The organism is Pantoea sp. CFSAN033090, assembly GCF_001264395.1.
In the GTDB taxonomy this organism is placed as follows: domain Bacteria; phylum Pseudomonadota; class Gammaproteobacteria; order Enterobacterales; family Enterobacteriaceae; genus Pantoea; species Pantoea agglomerans.
In genome coordinates this window covers 26,364-45,816 of sequence record NZ_LGYX01000018.1, presented here as the reverse complement: position 1 = coordinate 45,816, position 19,453 = coordinate 26,364, and the positions used below count along the sequence as shown (strand labels likewise).

The window sequence follows — 19,453 nt, the reverse complement described above, 5'->3', positions numbered from 1 at the left end:
GGTAGCTGACACGCTCGGCCCGCGCTATTACGCACCTCATCCTTGAGGTGCGCCCGTAAACGGGCCAACGCTTTGCGTTGTTCAAAAGCGCTCCCGGCGCTGTTGTCCCTGGCGCGGGACGCTTTCCTCCTCTGCCCGTGTTCCCTGCGCGTTGAGTTTTATGTTGCTGTGAGATCCTGGACCGGGTGCTGCTGCCGGTCTTTGCCTCTAACGCTGCCGCAATTACAGCTTCGCGAAACAACGACGCGCGGCGTCGACAGTGCGCTGAATATCCTCTTCGCTGTGCGCCAGCGACATAAAGCCCGCTTCATAGGCTGAAGGCGCAAAGTAAACGCCCTCTTCAAGCATCAGGTGGAAGAAGGTTTTAAAGCGCTCCACATCGCAGCGGGTCACATCGGCGTAACAGGTCACACTGTCAGCATCGGTGAAGAAGAGACCGAACATCCCGCCAACATGGTTAATCACCAGCGGGATATTTTGCTGTTGTGCTGCTTCACGCAGACCCTCTGCCAGCTTGCGGGTCAGGGCATCCAGCTTCTCATGGGTGCCCGGCTGCGCGATCTGCGTCAGGCAGGCGAAACCCGCCGCCATGGCGATTGGGTTACCAGAGAGCGTTCCCGCCTGATAAACCGGACCGGTCGGGGCCAGCGCTGCCATCACTTCGCGACGGCCACCGAACGCACCGACGGGCATTCCGCCACCAATGATTTTCCCAAGGCAGGTCAAATCAGGGCGCACATTGTAATGAGCCTGCGCGCCACCCAGCGCGACACGGAAACCGGTCATCACTTCATCAATAATCAGTAGTGCGCCGAACTCATCACACAGTGAACGCAGACCCGGCAGGAACTCCGGCTGAGGTGGGATGCAGTTCATGTTGCCAGCCACCGGCTCAACGATGATGGCCGCAATCGACTCGGGATATTGCTCAAAAGCGCTGCGCACTGAGTCGAGATCGTTAAAGGTGCAGGTCAGGGTATGTTTAGCGAAATCGGCCGGTACGCCCGGCGAGTTCGGCTGACCCAGTGTTAACGCACCGGAGCCGGCTTTCACCAGCAGATGATCGGCGTGGCCGTGGTAGCAGCCTTCAAACTTGATGATTTTATCGCGGCCGGTAAAGCCACGCGCCAGGCGGATAGCGCTCATGGTCGCTTCGGTGCCGGAGTTGACCATCCGCACCATCTCCATGCTCGGCACCAGCTCACACACCAGCTGCGCCATGGTCACTTCCATTTCGGTCGGTGCGCCAAAACTTAAGCCGCGCTGTGCCGCTTCAATCACGGCGTTACGAATCGCCGCGTTGTTATGACCCAGCACCATCGGACCCCATGAGCCGACATAGTCGATATAGGCTTTGCCGTCAGCGTCATAGAGATAGGCGCCATCAGCGTGTTCAATAAACAGCGGAACGCCGCCCACACCGGTAAATGCGCGTACTGGCGAGTTTACCCCACCCGGGATCAGGCGTTGTGCCTCGGCAAACAGTTGTTCGGACTTACTCATTTTCGGCTCCAGCGGTTCAGAAAAATATTGCGCCATTCTACGGAAGAGGGGCAGCAGACGAAAGGTGGATTCGCCCCCTGTGCCCTTAACAGGAGTGAAAGCGGCACAGAGTGCGAAGGGCAGAGCTTGATTGCGCTGAGGTGCTGGCTGATAATAGTGTAATTAAGGTCGTTTTCTGACCTGGGCGTTTACCGGAGTAAAACATGAGTGATGAAGTAGTAGCACTGCCGTTGCAGTTTACCGACGCCGCAGCCACCAAGGTGAAGAACCTGATTGCCGACGAAGAGAACCCGGCGCTGAAACTTCGCGTCTATATCACCGGTGGCGGTTGCAGTGGTTTCCAGTACGGCTTCACCTTTGATGACCAGATGAATGATGGCGACATGACGATTGAAAAGCAGGGCGTCTCACTGGTGGTTGATCCGATGAGCCTGCAATATCTGGTGGGCGGTTCAGTGGATTACACGGAAGGTCTGGAAGGCTCACGCTTTATCGTGACCAACCCGAATGCCAAAACCACCTGTGGCTGTGGCTCTTCCTTCAGTATCTGATAATGCAGGCCGTCATACAGACGGCCTCGTTTACCATTCTATTGTGACCAGCCGGTTACTTTGCTTCACACTTCCCTGCGATTGAATCTGGCCGTTTGTTACGCGCGGCTGCGCGCTTGCCTGTCTGCCGCAGTTGATCTGCGGCGCGGGCTGGCCGTTAGCCGTGTTGATTTCACAGCGTGAATAGATGACAAGTCTGGCGCCAATAGAGCCATTTATCGATCCTGCAAAGGCAGAACCGGCGATCGACAGCCCTATGGCCAGCAGCAGTGCTCTGGTCATATAAGGTTCCTGGTGTTTTAAAAAAGCGCCGGAGCGCTAAAAGGACGGCGAGCATACGTGGCGCGTTCGTCTCTGGTATTGATCAACGGCAAAAATCGCAGTGACTTTAATCAATTCGCCGATTTATTCATCGGGATGCAGGGCCGCACAGAGTTGCTGCGCGGCCAGCAGCAGTCGCGGGCCTGGCCGGCTAAGCCAGTCCTCGTTGATGGCAATCACCGGTACATCCAGCTGCGGTCGCCAGAACACCCGGATGTTTTCCGCCTGCTGCGCACTGCCACCCGTCACAACGGCCTGAGGATGGCGCATCAGCACCTGCTCACGGCTGACCTGCGGCCAGCTGACGCGGCTGTCAGCAAAGATGTTCCTGCCGCCACATAACGTAATAATTTCATTCTGCAGCGTGGCTCTGGCGGCGGTAAACAGGGGCTGCTGACCAAATTGCAAAAAAAGCGGAACCGCAGTCAGATGAGCATAGCGCTGACGCAGCGCGGCTTCCTGCTGACGTAACTGGCGGGCAGCGCGAGTTGCCTGCTCCGGTCTGGGGCTCCAGTGGCCCAGATCGGCCAGCGCCGTGAACATCTCATCCAGCGTCAGCGGATCAATCCATTTAACCGGCACGCCGAGCTGCTGTAGCTGGTCAATCTGCCGCTGCGGATTACCGCCTCGCCAGGCTAACACCAGATCCGGCTTAAGCTGCAGAATACGTTCAGCCTTGATGCCCTGCCAGTTTGCGACCTGCTCAATCTGTTTCGCCTGCGGCGGATAGTCGGACCAGGCGCTGACCGCAATCGGGGTAATCCCGGCAGCAAAGGCGAGTTCGGTAAGGTGAGGGGAGAGGGTAATCACGCGTGGCGGTGAAGCCAGCAGGCTGCCGCTCAGCAGCAGCCAGCAGAGGAGTAGCGTTTTAGCCACGCGCCAGATGCGCCAGCAGGTTCTCCACCATCAGCGAAGATTGCTTCGCCGCAACGCTTAAGAACTCATCAAAGCTGAGGTGAGATTGCTTATCGGCCACGTCGGAAATGGCGCGGACTACTACAAAAGGCACCTGGAATTGATGACAGACATGGCCGATAGCGGTGGCTTCCATCTCAACGGCAATCGCCTGTGGGAACAGATTACGAATGCGCGCCAGCGGTTCGGCACCATTGATAAAGGCATCACCGCTGACCACCAGACCGCGTACGGCATTCAGATCCAGCTGCTGAATACAGGCTTCTGCAGCGGCGATAAGCTTGCTGTCTGCCACAAACGCGGCCGGACAACCCGCCATCTGACCCGGCTCATAACCAAAAGCGGTGACGTCAGCATCGTGATAACGCACTTCTTCTGACACCACGATATCACCGACGCTGAGCGACGGCGCTAAACCGCCAGCCGAACCGGTGTTGATCACCACATCCGGCTTGCAGAGCTGCAGCAGCAGCGTGGTACCCAGCGCTGCAGAGGTTTTACCAATGCCCGATTTCAGCAGAGCCACCTCAACGCCCTGCAGGGTGCCGGTATAAATTTCACAACCCGCCAGCGACAGCGTTTGACGGTTTTCAATTTTGTCGCGCAGCAGTGTGACTTCCTGCTCCATCGCGCCAATAATGCCTGCTTTCATAGTGAGTTCCGCTAATGTAAAGAATCAAAATTTAGGGCATAGTCTACCATGGCATTCAGGGGATTAATTCACGAAAAAATAAGGGGTAATCCATGTCAGCGATCAATTTCAGGAAGAAGATCAGCTTCTCGCGCCCTTATAACAGCCGCAAGGAACCGGAAGGCGAATATTACATTACGCGCCATTTTGAGAGCGATCGCGGACGGATTATAAACTCCGCCGCTATCCGGCGTTTGCAGCAAAAAACGCAGGTGTTTCCGCTGGAGCGTAACGCTGCCGTTCGTTCCCGCCTGACGCATTCGCTGGAGGTGCAGCAGACCGGGCGTTACATCACCAAAGAGATTCTGCAAACCCTGAAGATGCAGGGCGGGCTGGCGCAGTATGGTCTTGATGAACTGGAAGGCGCGTTTGAAAGTCTGATTGAGATGGCCTGTCTGATGCATGATGTCGGTAATCCACCTTTTGGCCATTTTGGCGAGGCGGCGATTAATGACTGGTTTGAAGAGAACCTCTCTGCCGAGCTGGTTGATCCGCTGGTGGCCGGCGTGGAAGGAGAAGCACAGCGTAAAGCCTTTGATCAACTCAACGCCATGATCCGCCAGGATCTCTGTCACTTTGAAGGCAATGCGCAGGCGATCCGGATGGTGCATACGCTGCTGCAACTGAATCTCAGTTATTCTCAGGTCGCCTGCATCCTGAAATATACCGCGCCTGCCTGGTGGCAGGGGGAAAAGCCCGCCGAATTTAGCGTACTCATGAAGAAGCCTGGGTTTTATCTCTCTGAGCAGGATTATATTGCCGACCTGCGTGCTGCCACCAATATGGAAGAACACCACCGTTTTCCGCTGACTTATATAATGGAAGCTGCGGATGATATCTCCTATTGTATTGCCGATTTGGACGACGCTGTAGAAAAAGATATCTTTAATGTTGAAAGTTTGTATGAGTTTCTCAATAAAGCCTGGGGGCCGGTTAAAAATAATGACGCTTTCAGCCGGACTATTGGCGAAGCCTGGCGTGAAGCCTGCAGTAAAAAACGCCGAAGCCGCAGCGATCAATTTTTTATGTCACTCCGCGTAAATGTTCAGAGCGTACTGGTAAGCTATGCGGTGAAACGTTTTGTTGATAATCTCCCTGCTATATTCGATGGAAGTTTTAACCATGCACTACTGGAAGATGAGGGTGAAGAGGGCCGCTTACTGCAATTGTTTAAAACCGTTGCGCGCCAGCAGGTCTTTAATCATTCTGAAGTAGAGCAGCTGGAGTTGCAGGGTTACCGGGTGATTAAAGGGCTGCTGGAGATCTATCAGCCGCTGATGCGCCTTAATTACGAAGCCTTTACCACGCTGATAAATGAAGATTTCCTGCGTCAGCATCCGATCGAAACCCGGCTTTTTCATAAGCTCTCGGGTAAACACCGTAAAGCCTATTTGCATAAGATGCGTAATCTGGTTGTAGAACATAAATATCAGCGTCTGTTGTGGGAACGTTATTATCGCTTCCGGCTCATTCAGGATTATATCAGTGGTATGACCGATCTCTATGCCTGGGATGAGTACCGGCGACTGATGGCGGTAGAATAAGCCGCCAATTGTAAAGAGCGCGAATAAATTTTTACTTTTGCCTTAAACTTTTAAAGGAACTTCGCGCTAAAACATTTATCTCACCTTTCGACCACAGCAATGGTCTGAACAGTAATCTTATTGAGAAACGAAAAATGAAAAAAAAGACCTTAATGTTAAGTGCGCTGGCGTTGAGCCTGAGCATGGCGCTCGCCCCTGTTACTGTTTCTGCTGCGCAAACGGCCTCTTCCGATAGCCTGCAACAGCCAAGTCTGGCACCGATGCTGGAGAAGGTGATGCCGTCTGTGGTCAGTATCAGCGTCGAGGGGACCACCACGGTGAAAACCCCGCGTATGCCGCAGCAATTTCAGCAATTCTTTGGCGACAATTCGCCATTCTGCCAGGATGGTTCCCCGTTCCAGGGTTCACCGATGTGCCAGAACGGCGACGGTGCAGGCGGTAACGGCGGCGCGCCAGTGCCTGATACCCAGCAGGAAAAATTCCGTGCTCTGGGATCGGGCGTCATCATTAACGCTGAAAAAGGCTATGTGGTAACTAATAACCACGTCGTGAATAATGCCACCAAAATTCAGGTACAGCTCAGCGACGGTCGTCGCTATGACGCCAAAGTCATCGGTAAAGATCCCAGCTCTGACATTGCCCTGATTCAGCTGCAGGAAGCCAAAAATCTTACCGCAGTCAAAATCGCTGATTCTGACAACCTGCGCGTCGGCGATTATACCGTGGCGATCGGCAACCCTTATGGTCTGGGTGAAACGGTCACCTCAGGTATCGTCTCCGCGCTGGGACGCAGTGGCCTGAACGTGGAAAACTACGAAAACTTTATCCAGACAGATGCGGCCATTAACCGGGGCAACTCCGGTGGTGCGCTGGTTAACCTCAACGGTGAACTGATCGGGATTAACACCGCCATTCTGGCGCCCGATGGCGGCAACATCGGTATCGGCTTTGCTATCCCCAGCAACATGGTGAAAAACCTGACGGCACAGATGGTCGAGTTTGGTCAGGTGAAACGCGGCGAGCTGGGCGTGCAGGGGACTGAGCTGAACTCCGAGCTGGCAAAAGCGATGAAGGTCGACGCACAACGTGGTGCCTTTGTCAGCCAGGTGCTGCCAGACTCAGCGGCCGCCAAAGCCGGTATTAAAGCGGGCGACGTCATTGTCTCGATGAACGGTAAACCGCTGAGCAGCTTTGCTTCGCTGCGTGCGGAAGTGGGCTCACTGCCGGTTGGCACCACCCTGAAACTGGGGCTGCTGCGTGACGGCAAACCGGTCGATGTCTCTGTTAAGTTGCAGCAGAGCAGCCAGTCAAAAGTGCAGTCCGCGACCATCTACACTGGCATTGAAGGCGCCGATCTCAGCAATATCGAAGCGGGTACCAAAGGTGTCCGGGTTGATAACGTGAAACCGGGCAGTGCTGCGGCGCGTATCGGCCTGAAAAAGGGCGATGTGATCCAGGGTGTTAACCAGCAGGTAGTGACCAACCTGGGTGAGCTGCGCAAAGTTCTCGACAGCAAGCCGTCCGTTCTGGCGCTGAATGTGAAACGCGGCGACAGCAGTATCTATCTGCTGATGCAGTAAGCGAACAGCAACGGATGAAGAGGCGGACTGCGGTCCGCCTTTTTTATGTCCACTTTCTGCCTCGTCAGAGTGTGATGCTCACCGCAAATTCGGCAAATGACGGCCTGGCTCTGTGCAATTGCACAATGTTCTGCGTGCTGTGCATGCGTATTCTGTTTCTCCCCCCTCTTTTCAGGAGTAATGGATGGCTACCTATCACCTTGATGCCCGGCTGGCACAGGATATCGTGGCGCGCACCATGAAAATTATTGACAGCAATGTCAACGTGATGGATGCGCGGGGCCGGATTATCGGCAGCGGTGACCGGGAACGTATTGGGGAGTTGCACGAAGGTGCACTGCTGGTGCTCTCTCAGGGGCGCGTTGTCGACATCGATGAGGCCGTGGCTAAACATCTTCATGGTGTGCGGCCTGGCATTAACCTGCCGCTGCGCATCGATGGTGACATCGTTGGAGTGATCGGCCTGACCGGTGAGCCGCTGGCGCTGCGGCATTATGGCGAGCTGGTCTGCATGACCGCGGAGATGATGCTGGAGCAGGCCCGGCTGCTGCATATGCTGGCGCAGGACAGCCGTCTGCGTGAAGAGCTGGTACTGAACCTGATCCGCAGCGATACCCTCTCGCCACAGCTGACCGAATGGGCGCAGCGGCTCGGGATCGATCTCAATCAGCCGCGTGTGGTCGCCGTAGTGGAAGTGGATAGTGGTCAGCTCGGCGTCGACAGCGCGATGTCCGAGCTACAGCAGTTGCAAACGCTGCTGACCACGCCGGAGCGGGACAATCTGATCGCGATTGTGTCACTGACCGAAATGGTGGTGCTGAAACCGGCCCTTAATGGGCATGGGCGTCACGATCAGGAAGATCATCGCCGCCGCGTAGAGCAGCTACTACAGCGGATGAAAGAGAGCGGTCATCTTCGGATGCGTATCGCGCTGGGCAACTTCTTTACCGGACCCGGCAGCATCGCACGCTCTTACCGGACGGCGCGCACCACGATGATGGTGGGCAAGCAACGTATGCCCGAGGTGCGCAGCTATTTTTATCAGGATGTGGTACTGCCCGTGCTGCTCGACAGCCTGCGGGGTGGCTGGCAGGCCAATGAGCTCGCCCGGCCACTGGCGAAGCTCAAGAGCATGGATAACAACGGCTTGCTGCGCCGCACGCTGATCGCCTGGTTCACCCATAACGTCCAGCCGAGCGCCACCGCGCGTGCGCTGTTCATTCATCGTAATACGCTGGAATACCGGCTGAACCGGATTTCTGAACTGACCGGACTGAATCTTGGCCATTTTGATGACAGGCTGTTGCTCTATGTCGCTTTGCAACTGGATGAGCAGGGCTGAAGTGCAGATTTGCGGCATAAAAAAGGCCAGCAATGCTGGCCTCTCTGGTCGGGCAGGAAATTAACGACCGTTACGGGTTAATTTTTCCAGATCCGATTCAATTTCAGTGATCTTGTGAGAAACCACGCTTTCCAGGTGACGCAGGTCATCCAGAATTTTGCGTTTCAGATCCACTTCAACCTGATCGCGCTGGCAAATCTGGTCCAGTTCATCGATGACATAACGCAGATTCGGGCTGATTTCCTGAACTTCTTTGTAGCCCTGGGTCGCGTGATCGGCAACAACCGTTTTGCGCTGGCGCGGATATTTGAATTTGACGCTCTTCGCGAAAAACTCACCTTTATCTTTGCGGAAGTAGATTTTCAGAATGTCGTTATTGGCTTCCTGACGCAGGCTATAGCGGTCAATGTCGTCCGGGTTACTGATACCTAAGCTTTTCAGATTGTCATACATAGCGTTGTTTCCATCAAAAGTGAGAAGCGCGCAGACTTGTTCATGACGTCCGTCAACTGTAGACATAAATAAGCGGGATGAACATTGCGCGACAGGATTTAACTGGCGCGGATTATGACCTGGATAAAAACTAAACGCACCAGTTAATTCGCGACGCGAAGCATGTTGTTCAGGAATCACTGTAAAGAAAAGATGACGGGCTGGAAACCAGCCCGTCGCTTAAATCAGTCGATGGTGCGCAGCAGCTCGTTAATACCTGTTTTGCCAAGCGTTTTCGCATCCACTTTCTTCACGATTACGGCACAGTAGAGGCTGTAGCTGCCATCTTTAGAGGGCAGGTTACCTGAGACCACCACGGATCCCGCAGGAACACGGCCGTAATGCACTTCGCCGGTCTCGCGGTCATAGATTTTGGTGCTCTGACCGATGTAAACGCCCATTGAGATCACGGAACCTTCTTCAACAATCACGCCTTCAACGATTTCAGAGCGCGCGCCAATGAAGCAGTTATCTTCGATGATGGTCGGGTTCGCCTGCAGCGGCTCCAGCACGCCACCGATACCCACGCCGCCAGAAAGGTGAACGTTTTTACCAATCTGTGCACAGGAGCCAACGGTCGCCCAGGTGTCCACCATGGTGCCTTCATCCACAAAGGCGCCAATGTTGACGTAAGAAGGCATCAGCACCGTGTTGCGGGCGATATAGGCACCCTGACGCACAGCCGCAGGCGGCACGACGCGGAAACCGGCTTCTTTGAAACGCGCTTCATCCCAGCCTGCAAACTTCATCGGCACTTTGTCGTAAAAGCGGGTTTCTGCACCTTCCATCATCTGATTGTCATTGATGCGGAAAGAGAGCAGTACGGCTTTCTTCAGCCACTGATGCGTTACCCACTCGCCGTCGATCTTCTCAGAAACGCGCAGTGCACCGCTGTCCAGCAGGGCGATCACCTGGTTGATGGCATCACGGGTTTCGCTGTCGACGCTGGCGGGTGTGATGTCAGCGCGACGTTCGAAGGCGGATTCAATAACGCTCTGTAACTGTTGCATATTTTTTTCCTGATCTGTCATGTGCGATGCCGGGCAATACCCCGACACAAGTAAAGAGATTAATGTTTACAAATCGAGTCTGGTCACACTTTATCGTTTGGATTAAGGGCCTCTGTCAACCGTTGTCGCAACGCTTTTCGCATTTCTTCGTCCAGTGCCTGACGTTCGCTGTTGGCCAGAATAAACAAATCTTCGACCCTCTCGCCGATGGTGCTGATGCGTGCGCCATGCAGTGAGACCCCGAGATCGGCAAAGACTTCACCGACCCGCGCCAGCAGGCCTGGCTGATCCAGCGCCACCAGTTCCAGATAGCTGCGACGATCGGTATGCGTCGGCAGGAAATTGACCTCGGTATCGACGCTGAAATGCCTGAGTTTGGCCGACGGACGGCGGGTACGCGGCGGCGCCCACTCTGACTGGGTTATCGCCTGCTCCAGCGCCTGAATGATCATCGGATGGCGATCCGGAGAGAGCGGGCTGCCATCCGGCTCCAGCACAATAAAGGTATCCATCGCCATGCCGTCGCGGCTGGTAAAGATTTGCGCATCGTGCACGCTGAGATTACGGCGATCGAGTTCACCCGCAACGGCGGCAAACAGGTGCGGGCGATCGGGACTCCAGATAAAGATTTCGGTCCCGCCGCGCGTGGCCTGCGGACTGACCAGCACCAGCGGTTTTTTCAGGTCGTGAACCAGTAAGTGGCGGGCATGCCAGGCGATCTGATTCGGCGTATGGCGCAGGAAATAGTCAGCGCGGCAGCGATTCCAGATCTGGTGCAGACGCTCTTCATCAATGTTGTCCATCCGAAGCAGCGCCAGCGCCTGCAGGCGATGATGACGCACCCGCTCTCGCAGATCCGGACTGTTTTCCATGCCGCGTCGCAACTGCTTCTCGGTGGCGAAAAAGAGCTCACGCAACAGGCTCTGCTTCCAGCTGTTCCACAGACTTTCATTGGTGGCACAGATATCGGCTACGGTCAGGCAAACCAGATAGCGCAGCCGGTTCTCATTCTGCATCACCTCGGCGAACTGCTGTATCACCGTCGGGTCCTGAATATCGCGCCGCTGTGCTGTCACCGACATCAGCAGATGATGACGCACCAGCCAGGCCACCAGCTGAGTTTCTCGCGAGTTGAGACCGTGCATTTCAGCAAAGTCGAGCGCATCCTGCGCGCCGAGAATAGAGTGATCGCCGCCGCGCCCTTTGGCAATGTCATGCAGCAGCGCGGCCATCAGCAACAGCTCCTGTTGCGGCAGGCGCGGCCATAACTCGACGCACAGTGGATGCTGCGGGCGGGTGCTTTCATTGGCAAAACTTTCCAGCTTCTGCAACACCCGAATGGTGTGCTCATCTACGGTGTAGGCGTGAAACAGATCGAACTGCATCTGTCCGACGATATGGCCCCACAGCGGCGTATAAGCCCACAGCACGCTGTAGCGATGCATCGGCACCAGCGCCCGGCTGACCGCGCCGGGATGGCGCAGAATCGACATAAAGGTGCGGCGCGCTTCCGGGATCTGACACAACGGCTGTTTAAGATGACGACGCGCATGGCGCAGGTGACGCAGGGTGGTGGAGTAGATCCCTTTGATGCTGTCGTTACGCACCATGACGTAGAACATGCGCAGAATCGCCTGCGGCTCTCGCCAGAACAGCGTTTCGTCGCGCAGGTCGATCAAATCGCCACGCAGCTGAAAATCGTCATCGATAGGCCTGGGCTTTTCGCTGGTGGAGAGCGCCAGAATCGCCTCATCAAACAGCTGCAGCAGCATCTGATTCAGTTCGCCGATACGCCGCGTGACCCGATAGAAATCTTTCATCATCCGCTCGACCGGCTCATTGCCCTCGCCCTGATAATTCAGGCGTTGTGCCACGCTGAGCTGGCGATCGAACAGCAGGCGATTATCGTAACGGGGCAGGGAGAGGTGCAGGGCAAAGCGGATGCGCCAGAGAAATGCCTGACATTCGTTGAGTTCGCTGCGCTCCGCGTCGGTGAGGAAACCAAAGCCGACCATCTCATCCAGCGTGGTGGCGCCAAAATGGCGTCGGGCGACCCACTGCAGCGTATGGATGTCCCGCAGGCCACCGGGGCTGCTTTTAATGTCCGGTTCAAGGTTATAGCTGGTGCCGTGGTAACGCTTGTGGCGCTCCTGCTGCTCTTCAATTTTGGCGGCGAAAAAGCAGGATGAGGGCCAGAAACCATCGCTGAAGATGTTTTTCTGTAATTCCAGAAACAGCGCCACATCGCCGGTCAGCATGCGTGACTCAATCAGATTGGTGGCAACGGTCAGGTCAGATAACCCCTCCAGCAGGCACTCTTCCAGCGTGCGGACGCTGTGACCCACTTCCAGCTTAAGGTCCCACATCAGCGTTAACAGATCGCTGGTGCGCTGCGCAGCCTGTTCATTCAGCGGCTGGCGGCTCAGGATCAGAACGTCAATATCAGAGAGTGGATGCAGCTCGGCACGGCCATAGCCGCCAACGGCGACCAGCGCGATAGCCGGCATCTCATCAAAGCCAAAAAAGCGCCACAGGCGACGCAGCAGCCGATCGATAAACAGCGTGCGGGCATCAATCAGCGGCTCAACGGGTTCACCGGCATCAAACGCGGCGGCCAGATGTTGCTGAAACTGCTCCAGCCGCGGCTTCAGAATGTCACGTGTCAGCTGGTCGTCACCCCATTCGGCTGGCGAATCGACCAGACCGTTTTTCACATCTTCTGACAGACTCACGCTCATGCAGCTCTTCTCTTTTTTAGCCAAAAAAAAGCCGGCTCAGCGCCGGCTTGATCTGTAATGGGGGAATTACCCTTCGGCGACAAGCACAGCGGGCAGCGTGTCGTCTTTGCGCAGGGTTAAAATCTCACAGCCGTTCTCCGTCACCACAATAGTATGCTCATACTGCGCGGACAAGCTGCGATCTTTGGTTTTTACCGTCCAGCCATCTTTCATGGTGCGGATGCGGTAATCCCCGGCGTTGACCATCGGTTCTACCGTAAAGGTCATACCTGCCTGGAGTACCACGCCGCCATCATCGGCATCGTAATGCAGCACCTGAGGCTCTTCATGGAAACCCTTGCCGATACCGTGGCCGCAATATTCGCGCACCACAGAGAAGTCGTTGGCTTCAACATATTTCTGGATGGCGCGGCCCAGTTCGCGCAGGCGGATGCCGGGCTTGATCAGACGCAGTGAGAGATAGAGGCTCTCCTGCGTGACACGGCACAAGCGTTCGCCCTGAATGGTCGGCTTACCGACGATAAACATCTTTGAGGTATCGCCGTGGTATTCATCTTTAATTACGGTGACATCGATATTCACTACATCGCCATCTTTTAACGGACGATCATCGCTGGGGATCCCGTGGCACACCACTTCATTCACCGAGATGCAGACCGACTTCGGAAAGCCGTGATAGCCGAGGCAGGCGGAGACGGCCTGTTGCTTTTGAGTAATGTGATCGTGGCAGATGCGGTCCAGTTCACCGGTGGTCACACCCGGTTTTACGTAAGGCTCGATCATCTCCAGCACTTCGGCGGCCAGTCGGCCCGCGACGCGCATTTTTTCGATTTCTTCAGGGGTTTTAATTGAAATTGCCATTAAATTAATCCGCAGTTGTCGAAATTTTCGACAATAATAAGTTCTGTGCTGTCATGTTAGCAGCCAGCAAATGGGCTGCCAAATAGAGAACGCGCTGACCTCCGTCAGCGATCATTTATTGGCGTCCCTGGGCTGGTTGTGGTATAAAGCGCGCCGACGATTCTCTGTATGGCCGTTTCGGTCAGCAGGAAACGCATAACTCTCATTATGTGTAATAAAACACACATGTATCGACACATACGCCGGGGTGCCTTGAAAGAGGTCGGTCGTATGGGATACATGGAGGCCCAACCCCAATCAAACTTTAGAGGTTTTATCATGGCAACTGTTTCCATGCGCGACATGCTCCAGGCTGGTGTTCACTTCGGTCACCAGACCCGTTACTGGAACCCAAAAATGAAGCCATTCATCTTTGGTGCTCGTAACAAGGTTCACATCATCAACCTGGAAAAAACTGTACCTATGTTCAACGAAGCTCTGGCTGAACTGAACAAGATCTCTTCCCGTAAAGGTAAGATCCTGATCGTAGGTACTAAGCGTGCTGCTGCTCAGGCGGTAAAAGAGTCTGCACTGAGCTGCGACCAGTTCTTCGTAAACCACCGCTGGTTGGGTGGCATGCTGACTAACTGGAAAACCGTGCGTCAGTCAATCAAGCGTCTGAAAGATCTGGAGATTCAGTCTCAGGATGGTACTTTCGACAAACTGACCAAAAAAGAAGCGCTGATGCGTGCGCGTGAGCTGGCCAAGCTGGAAAACAGCCTGGGCGGTATCAAAGATATGGGCGGTCTGCCAGACGCGCTGTTTGTTGTCGATGCTGACCACGAACACATCGCAATCAAAGAAGCAAACAACCTGGGTATCCCGGTATTTGCTATCGTTGATACCAACTCAGATCCAGATGGCGTTGATTTCGTTATCCCAGGTAACGACGATGCGATCCGTGCTGTAAACCTGTACCTGACTGCCGTTGCGACCACCGTTCGCGAAGGCCGCTCTCAGGACCTGGCTGAGCAAGCTGAAGAAGCGTCTTTAGAAAACGCTTAATAAGGTTTGCTCTGCATAAGAGCCCTTAGCATTCAGATGTGATCTGTAAGGGGCCTATACTGGCCCCTTTATTTTATCTAAGTCTGTTACGCCCCCAACCGGACGGCGGGACAGAGTAAATTTTCCGCAAATAAGTGTCTGCTGGTGCAAACGTACACAGGCACGAACCGAGGATTCTGGAATGGCTGACATTACCGCTGCATTGGTAAAAGAACTGCGTGAGCGTACTGGCGCTGGCATGATGGATTGCAAAAAAGCGCTGACTGAAGCGAATGGCGACATTGAGCTGGCGATTGAGAACATGCGTAAGTCTGGCGCAATCAAAGCAGCGAAAAAAGCAGGCAACGTTGCTGCTGATGGCGTAATCAAAACCAAGATCGTTGGCGACTACGGCGTGATTCTGGAAGTAAACTGCCAGACTGACTTCGTTGCAAAAGATGGCGGTTTCCAGGCGTTCGCAGACAAAGTTCTGGATGTGGCTGCAGCTGATCGCGTTACCGACGTTGAAGTTCTGAAAGCGCAGTTCGAAGAAGAGCGCGTTGCACTGGTTGCTAAAATCGGTGAGAACATCAACATCCGTCGCGTTGCTATCCTGGAAGGCGCAGAGCTGGGCAGCTACCTGCACGGCGCACGTATCGGCGTTCTGGTTTCAACCAAAGGCGCTAACGAAGATCTGATCAAACAGATCGCGATGCACGTTGCGGCAAGCAAGCCTGAATTCGTTAAGCCAGAAGACGTTTCTGCTGACGTGGTTGATAAAGAGTACCAGGTTCAGCTGGACATCGCGATGCAGTCTGGCAAGCCAAAAGAGATCGCAGAGAAGATGGTTGAAGGCCGTATGAAGAAATTCACCGGCGAAGTCTCTCTGACTGGTCAGGCTTTCGTTATCGACCCAAGCAAAACCGTTGGCCAGGCTCTGAAAGAGCAGGGCGCTGACGTTATCAACTTCATCCGCTTCGAAGTTGGTGAAGGCATCGAGAAAGTTGAGTCTGACTTCGCTGCAGAAGTTGCAGCAATGTCCAAACAGTCTTAATGCTTTGAAAGAACCGCCAGATGGCGGTTCTTTTTTGTCTGTGAATCGCAACAGATACGTTTTCAGTTTCATCCCAATAGCAATTTCATTGCGGTAAGCGGATGATCGATCAGAATTTACTTCTCCTTTACACCCAATCTTCCAGGAAGAACTGACCATGGCGACCAACGCAAAACCTGTTTATCAACGTATCCTGCTTAAACTCAGCGGCGAAGCCCTGCAAGGCGCTGAAGGTTTTGGTATCGACGCGAGTGTGCTTGACCGCATGGCACAAGAGGTAAAAGAGCTGGTTGAACTGGGCATCCAGGTTGGCGTGGTGATTGGCGGAGGGAACCTGTTCCGTGGAGCGAGCCTGCAGCAGGCCGGCATGAACCGCGTTGTGGGTGACCACATGGGTATGCTGGCAACCGTGATGAACGGCCTGGCGATGCGTGATGCACTGCACCGCGCCTATGTGAATGCACGCCTGATGTCAGCGATTCCACTGAATGGCGTCTGTGACAACTACAGCTGGGCAGAAGCAATCAGCCTGCTGCGTAACAACCGCGTGGTGATCTTCTCCGCCGGTACCGGTAACCCGTTCTTCACCACTGACTCTGCAGCGTGTCTGCGCGGCATTGAGATTGAAGCGGACGTCGTGCTGAAAGCGACCAAAGTGGACGGCGTCTACTCTGCGGATCCGGTGAAAAGCCCGGACGCAACGCTGTATGAGCAACTGACCTATGCTGAAGTGCTGGATCAGGAGCTGAAAGTGATGGATCTTGCGGCCTTTACCCTGGCGCGTGACCACAAATTACCTATCCGTGTTTTCAACATGAATAAGCCTGGCGCACTGCGTCGCGTAGTGATGGGTGAAAAAGAAGGCACCCTGATTACGCATTAATACCCGAGGCGAGATAAAATAAGGTATATTCTGTCAGCGCGATGATAATGCATCGCGCACCAGTCAGGATTATCGATGATTATCGATCCCGCTTCCGGTTACGCCGGAACTGGCCAGGTCAAACCGAATCCAAGGGTTTCAACGTGATTAACGACATCAAAAAAGATGCTGACACGCGCATGGAAAAATGCGTTGAAGCATTCAAAACCACCATCAGCAAAGTGCGCACCGGTCGTGCTTCACCTTCGCTGCTCGACGGCATTGTCGTCGAATATTACGGCACGCCGACGCCACTGCGTCAGCTGGCTTCTGTCACTGTGGAAGATTCACGCACGCTGAAAATCAACGTGTTTGATCGTTCACTGAGTCCGGCAGTCGAAAAAGCGATCATGAAGTCCGATCTCGGTCTGAACCCAAGTTCAGCCGGTACCGACATCCGTGTTCCGCTGCCTGCGCTGACAGAAGAGCGTCGTAAAGATCTGATTAAAATCGTGCGCGGCGAAGCCGAGCAGGGCCGTGTGTCGGTACGTAACGTCCGTCGCGATGCCAACGATAAAATCAAAGCGCTGCTGAAAGATAAAGAGATCAGCGAAGACGACGAACGTCGTGCGCAGGATGAAGTGCAAAAAATGACCGATGCGTACATCAAGAAAGTTGATGCTGCACTGTCAGAAAAAGAGACGGAGCTGATGGATTTCTAATCCCATCACTGCCGGACAAAACGCCGTACAGAGAGGTATTCGTATGAATGCGACATCTGGCGGCGTTTTACATTGTGCCTGTGGGCACGCTGACTTCACACGGATAGCTTCATGAAGCGATTAACTCTGCTGGGATCCACCGGATCAATCGGCACCAGTACGCTGGCGGTGGTGCGCGCCAACCCGGCGCTTTATCAGATTACGGCGCTGGTTGCCGGCCATAACGTGGCGCTGATGGCCGAGCAGTGTGCGGCCTTTACACCGCGCTACGCCTGCATGGCAGATGAGGCATCCGCCGCTGCGTTGCGTGAGCGACTGAGAGCAATCAGGGTCAATACTGAAGTGCTCTCCGGCGTTCAGGCAGCCTGTGAGCTGGCCGCGCTGGATGAGGTGGATCAGGTGATGGCGGCGATCGTCGGCGCATCGGGTTTGCTGCCGACGCTGGCGGCCATTCGCGCCGGAAAAACGGTGCTGCTGGCCAACAAAGAATCGCTTGTCACCTGCGGCCGTTTGTTTATGGAGGCCGTGCGTCATCATAACGCACAGTTACTACCGGTCGACAGCGAGCATAACGCCATTTTTCAGAGTTTACCGGCTACCATCCAGCATCAGTTAGGTTACGCTGACCTGCGGGATAATGGCATTGAGTCGATTATCCTTACGGGATCGGGTGGTCCTTTTCGTGACACAGATTTAGCGGATCTCAGCGCCATGTCGCCAGATCAGGCCTGTGCACATCCGAACTGGTCGATGGGGAGAAAAATCTCTGTCGATTCGGCCACCATGATGAATAAAGGTCTTGAGTACATTGAAGCCCGTTGGTTGTTTAATGCCAGCGCAGCGCAGATGGAAGTGATACTCCACCCACAGTCGGTGATTCACTCCATGGTGCGATACTGCGATGGCAGCGTGCTGGCTCAATTAGGTTCTCCTGATATGCGTACGCCGATTGCCCACAGCATGGCCTGGCCTTCGCGCATCAATGCAGGCGTGACGCCGCTGGATTTTACCCGCATGTCGGCGCTCTCCTTTGCAGAACCTGATTTTAGTCGCTACCCCTGTCTGAAACTGGCCATTGATGCCTGTGATGCAGGGCAGGCGGCGACCACCACGCTAAATGCAGCCAACGAGGTTGCCGTCGCGGCTTTCCTGAATCACCAGATCCGCTTCACCGACATTGCCGCGCTTAATAGTGAGGTGATGGCGGCACAAGTGTGTCCGGAGCCGGATTCGGTGGACGCTGTCCTTGAAATCGATCGCACTGCGCGCGCGCTGGCGACAGAAATGTTGCCGCGTTTCACGTCGTGATGCCGATCGTTATGAGGCCATTTGTTCGCTTCAGGTGAAAATGATATAGTCGCTGGCTCGCGTTTCACGGTCTGTCACCGAATTCGGTGTGGCCCGGCACTGAGAGTGTGTCGGGATTTGAATCGGGCGCAATGTATTCAGAAACCACAGCATTTCTGATGAAAGGAATTGGTTAAGCGTTATGTCGTCTAACAATCACAACAACACTGATGACCAGCAGGGAAACGGTCCGCGCCACGTCGCTATCATCATGGATGGCAATGGCCGCTGGGCCAAAAATCAGGGAAAATTGCGCATTTCAGGCCACAAAGCTGGCGTTAAATCGGTACGCCGTGCCGTCAGCTTTGCGGTCAGTAACAATCTTGAAGCCCTGACGCTTTACGCCTTCAGCAGTGAAAACTGGAGTCGTCCGCCGCAGGAAGTCACCGCGTTAATGGAACTCTTTGTCTGGGCGCTTGATAGTGAAGTGAAGAGCCTGCACAAACACAATGTTCGCTTACGCGTCATTGGCGATACCAGCCGTTTCAGCCCGCGTATTCAGGAACGTATTCGCCGTTCTGAGACGCTGACCGCAAATAATAGTGGCCTGACGCTCAACATTGCTGCCAACTATGGCGGCCGTTGGGATATTATCGAAGGCGTGAAAAAACTGGCTGAACAGGTTCAGGAAGGATTACTGCGACCTGACCAGATTACCGAAGAGAGCCTGACGTCGCAGCTCTGTATGCAGGAGCTGGCGCCAGTGGATTTAGTGATAAGGACCGGGGGAGAGCATCGGATTAGCAACTTCCTGCTGTGGCAGATTGCCTATGCTGAATTCTATTTTACCGATGTGCTCTGGCCGGATTTCGATGAACACGTTTTTGAAGGTGCACTGAATGCATTCTCTCTGCGGGAGCGTCGTTTTGGCGGCGCTGCACCAGGCGGCGCCTGAGC

General features: G+C 54.6%; 18 protein-coding genes. 10 read left to right on the top strand and 8 right to left on the bottom strand.

All coding sequences use genetic code 11. The annotated features are described in order from the left end of the window. Window positions 1-222 precede the first annotated feature (222 nt). Window positions 223-1,503: a glutamate-1-semialdehyde 2,1-aminomutase gene (hemL, locus tag AFL22_RS16155; protein ID WP_010254062.1), complete on the bottom strand. Its 1,281-nt coding sequence runs from the start codon at window positions 1,501-1,503 to the stop codon at window positions 223-225. Between the two features lie 203 nt (window positions 1,504-1,706). Between hemL and erpA the strand changes: the two genes are divergently transcribed. Next, window positions 1,707-2,054 carry an iron-sulfur cluster insertion protein ErpA gene (gene erpA / locus AFL22_RS16150; protein ID WP_010254064.1) on the top strand — a complete coding sequence of 116 codons (348 nt, stop codon included), beginning with the start codon at window positions 1,707-1,709 and terminating at the stop codon, window positions 2,052-2,054. 30 nt (window positions 2,055-2,084) lie between these two features. Here erpA and AFL22_RS16145 read toward each other — a convergent pair whose 3' ends face one another. From AFL22_RS16145 to mtnN, 3 genes are all read right to left on the bottom strand, one after another. Continuing rightward, a complete protein-coding gene (locus AFL22_RS16145) occupies window positions 2,085-2,336 on the bottom strand; it encodes a hypothetical protein (protein ID WP_010254068.1) in 252 nt (83 codons plus the stop codon). Window positions 2,337-2,459: 123 nt separating this feature from the next. Further along, window positions 2,460-3,251, bottom strand: coding sequence for a vitamin B12 ABC transporter substrate-binding protein BtuF (gene btuF, locus AFL22_RS16140; RefSeq protein WP_022625449.1), 792 nt, complete (start codon window positions 3,249-3,251; stop codon window positions 2,460-2,462). After that, the gene (gene mtnN / locus AFL22_RS16135; protein WP_010254075.1) at window positions 3,244-3,942 is read right to left on the bottom strand and encodes a 5'-methylthioadenosine/S-adenosylhomocysteine nucleosidase; all 699 of its coding nucleotides are present in this window, start codon (window positions 3,940-3,942) and stop codon (window positions 3,244-3,246) included. The genes btuF and mtnN overlap by 8 nt, the downstream gene beginning before the upstream one ends. A gap of 92 nt (window positions 3,943-4,034) precedes the next feature. Here mtnN and dgt point away from each other — a divergent pair, with 92 nt between their 5' ends. The 3 genes from dgt to AFL22_RS16120 all read left to right on the top strand — a co-directional run bounded on the left by dgt (window position 4,035) and on the right by AFL22_RS16120 (window position 8,447). Continuing rightward, complete coding sequence (gene dgt / locus AFL22_RS16130; RefSeq protein ID WP_010254077.1) at window positions 4,035-5,525, top strand: dGTPase; 1,491 nt, start codon at window positions 4,035-4,037, stop codon at window positions 5,523-5,525. A gap of 134 nt (window positions 5,526-5,659) precedes the next feature. Then, complete coding sequence (gene degP, locus AFL22_RS16125; RefSeq protein ID WP_033756626.1) at window positions 5,660-7,105, top strand: serine endoprotease DegP; 1,446 nt, start codon at window positions 5,660-5,662, stop codon at window positions 7,103-7,105. Between the two features lie 184 nt (window positions 7,106-7,289). After that, the gene (locus AFL22_RS16120; protein WP_052271759.1) at window positions 7,290-8,447 is read left to right on the top strand and encodes a CdaR family transcriptional regulator; all 1,158 of its coding nucleotides are present in this window, start codon (window positions 7,290-7,292) and stop codon (window positions 8,445-8,447) included. Between the two features lie 60 nt (window positions 8,448-8,507). On the opposite strand, the gene AFL22_RS16115 is transcribed toward AFL22_RS16120, so the two are convergent. The 4 genes from AFL22_RS16115 to map all read right to left on the bottom strand — a co-directional run bounded on the left by AFL22_RS16115 (window position 8,508) and on the right by map (window position 13,548). After that, window positions 8,508-8,900 (bottom strand): DUF3461 family protein, encoded by a 393-nt coding sequence (locus tag AFL22_RS16115; RefSeq protein WP_010254085.1) that lies wholly within the window; start codon window positions 8,898-8,900, stop codon window positions 8,508-8,510. Window positions 8,901-9,124: 224 nt separating this feature from the next. Then, window positions 9,125-9,949, bottom strand: a complete 825-nt coding sequence (gene dapD / locus AFL22_RS16110) for a 2,3,4,5-tetrahydropyridine-2,6-dicarboxylate N-succinyltransferase (protein ID WP_052271760.1) — start codon at window positions 9,947-9,949, stop codon at window positions 9,125-9,127. A gap of 83 nt (window positions 9,950-10,032) precedes the next feature. Beyond that, window positions 10,033-12,687, bottom strand: coding sequence for a bifunctional uridylyltransferase/uridylyl-removing protein GlnD (gene glnD, locus AFL22_RS16105; protein ID WP_052271758.1), 2,655 nt, complete (start codon window positions 12,685-12,687; stop codon window positions 10,033-10,035). A gap of 66 nt (window positions 12,688-12,753) precedes the next feature. After that, a complete protein-coding gene (gene map / locus AFL22_RS16100) occupies window positions 12,754-13,548 on the bottom strand; it encodes a type I methionyl aminopeptidase (protein WP_010254092.1) in 795 nt (264 codons plus the stop codon). A gap of 318 nt (window positions 13,549-13,866) precedes the next feature. Between map and rpsB the strand changes: the two genes are divergently transcribed. From rpsB to ispU, 6 genes are all read left to right on the top strand, one after another. After that, on the top strand, window positions 13,867-14,592 hold the full coding sequence (gene rpsB, locus AFL22_RS16095) for a 30S ribosomal protein S2 (protein WP_008925636.1): 726 nt from the start codon (window positions 13,867-13,869) through the stop codon (window positions 14,590-14,592). A gap of 181 nt (window positions 14,593-14,773) precedes the next feature. After that, window positions 14,774-15,625: a translation elongation factor Ts gene (gene tsf, locus AFL22_RS16090; protein ID WP_010254097.1), complete on the top strand. Its 852-nt coding sequence runs from the start codon at window positions 14,774-14,776 to the stop codon at window positions 15,623-15,625. Window positions 15,626-15,782: 157 nt separating this feature from the next. Beyond that, on the top strand, window positions 15,783-16,508 hold the full coding sequence (gene pyrH / locus AFL22_RS16085; protein ID WP_010254099.1) for a UMP kinase: 726 nt from the start codon (window positions 15,783-15,785) through the stop codon (window positions 16,506-16,508). Window positions 16,509-16,651: 143 nt separating this feature from the next. Beyond that, window positions 16,652-17,209 carry a ribosome recycling factor gene (gene frr / locus AFL22_RS16080; RefSeq protein WP_010254103.1) on the top strand — a complete coding sequence of 186 codons (558 nt, stop codon included), beginning with the start codon at window positions 16,652-16,654 and terminating at the stop codon, window positions 17,207-17,209. Between the two features lie 111 nt (window positions 17,210-17,320). Then, the gene (ispC, locus tag AFL22_RS16075) at window positions 17,321-18,517 is read left to right on the top strand and encodes a 1-deoxy-D-xylulose-5-phosphate reductoisomerase (RefSeq protein WP_022625453.1); all 1,197 of its coding nucleotides are present in this window, start codon (window positions 17,321-17,323) and stop codon (window positions 18,515-18,517) included. A gap of 181 nt (window positions 18,518-18,698) precedes the next feature. Continuing rightward, window positions 18,699-19,451, top strand: a complete 753-nt coding sequence (gene ispU, locus AFL22_RS16070) for a (2E,6E)-farnesyl-diphosphate-specific ditrans,polycis-undecaprenyl-diphosphate synthase (protein ID WP_010254107.1) — start codon at window positions 18,699-18,701, stop codon at window positions 19,449-19,451. Window positions 19,452-19,453 lie beyond the last annotated feature (2 nt).

Excerpts from the sequence above, each read along its gene's own strand:
- hemL (WP_010254062.1), bottom strand. The coding sequence starts at position 1,503 with ATGAGTAAGTCCGAACAACTGTTTGCCGAGGCACAACGCCTGATCCCG.
- erpA (WP_010254064.1), top strand. The coding sequence starts at position 1,707 with ATGAGTGATGAAGTAGTAGCACTGCCGTTGCAGTTTACCGACGCCGCA.
- AFL22_RS16145 (WP_010254068.1), bottom strand. The coding sequence starts at position 2,336 with ATGACCAGAGCACTGCTGCTGGCCATAGGGCTGTCGATCGCCGGTTCT.
- mtnN (WP_010254075.1), bottom strand. The coding sequence starts at position 3,942 with ATGAAAGCAGGCATTATTGGCGCGATGGAGCAGGAAGTCACACTGCTG.
- dgt (WP_010254077.1), top strand. The coding sequence starts at position 4,035 with ATGTCAGCGATCAATTTCAGGAAGAAGATCAGCTTCTCGCGCCCTTAT.
- degP (WP_033756626.1), top strand. The coding sequence starts at position 5,660 with ATGAAAAAAAAGACCTTAATGTTAAGTGCGCTGGCGTTGAGCCTGAGC.
- AFL22_RS16120 (WP_052271759.1), top strand. The coding sequence starts at position 7,290 with ATGGCTACCTATCACCTTGATGCCCGGCTGGCACAGGATATCGTGGCG.
- AFL22_RS16115 (WP_010254085.1), bottom strand. The coding sequence starts at position 8,900 with ATGTATGACAATCTGAAAAGCTTAGGTATCAGTAACCCGGACGACATT.
- dapD (WP_052271760.1), bottom strand. The coding sequence starts at position 9,949 with ATGCAACAGTTACAGAGCGTTATTGAATCCGCCTTCGAACGTCGCGCT.
- glnD (WP_052271758.1), bottom strand. The coding sequence starts at position 12,687 with ATGAGCGTGAGTCTGTCAGAAGATGTGAAAAACGGTCTGGTCGATTCG.
- map (WP_010254092.1), bottom strand. The coding sequence starts at position 13,548 with ATGGCAATTTCAATTAAAACCCCTGAAGAAATCGAAAAAATGCGCGTC.
- rpsB (WP_008925636.1), top strand. The coding sequence starts at position 13,867 with ATGGCAACTGTTTCCATGCGCGACATGCTCCAGGCTGGTGTTCACTTC.
- tsf (WP_010254097.1), top strand. The coding sequence starts at position 14,774 with ATGGCTGACATTACCGCTGCATTGGTAAAAGAACTGCGTGAGCGTACT.
- pyrH (WP_010254099.1), top strand. The coding sequence starts at position 15,783 with ATGGCGACCAACGCAAAACCTGTTTATCAACGTATCCTGCTTAAACTC.
- ispC (WP_022625453.1), top strand. The coding sequence starts at position 17,321 with ATGAAGCGATTAACTCTGCTGGGATCCACCGGATCAATCGGCACCAGT.
- ispU (WP_010254107.1), top strand. The coding sequence starts at position 18,699 with ATGTCGTCTAACAATCACAACAACACTGATGACCAGCAGGGAAACGGT.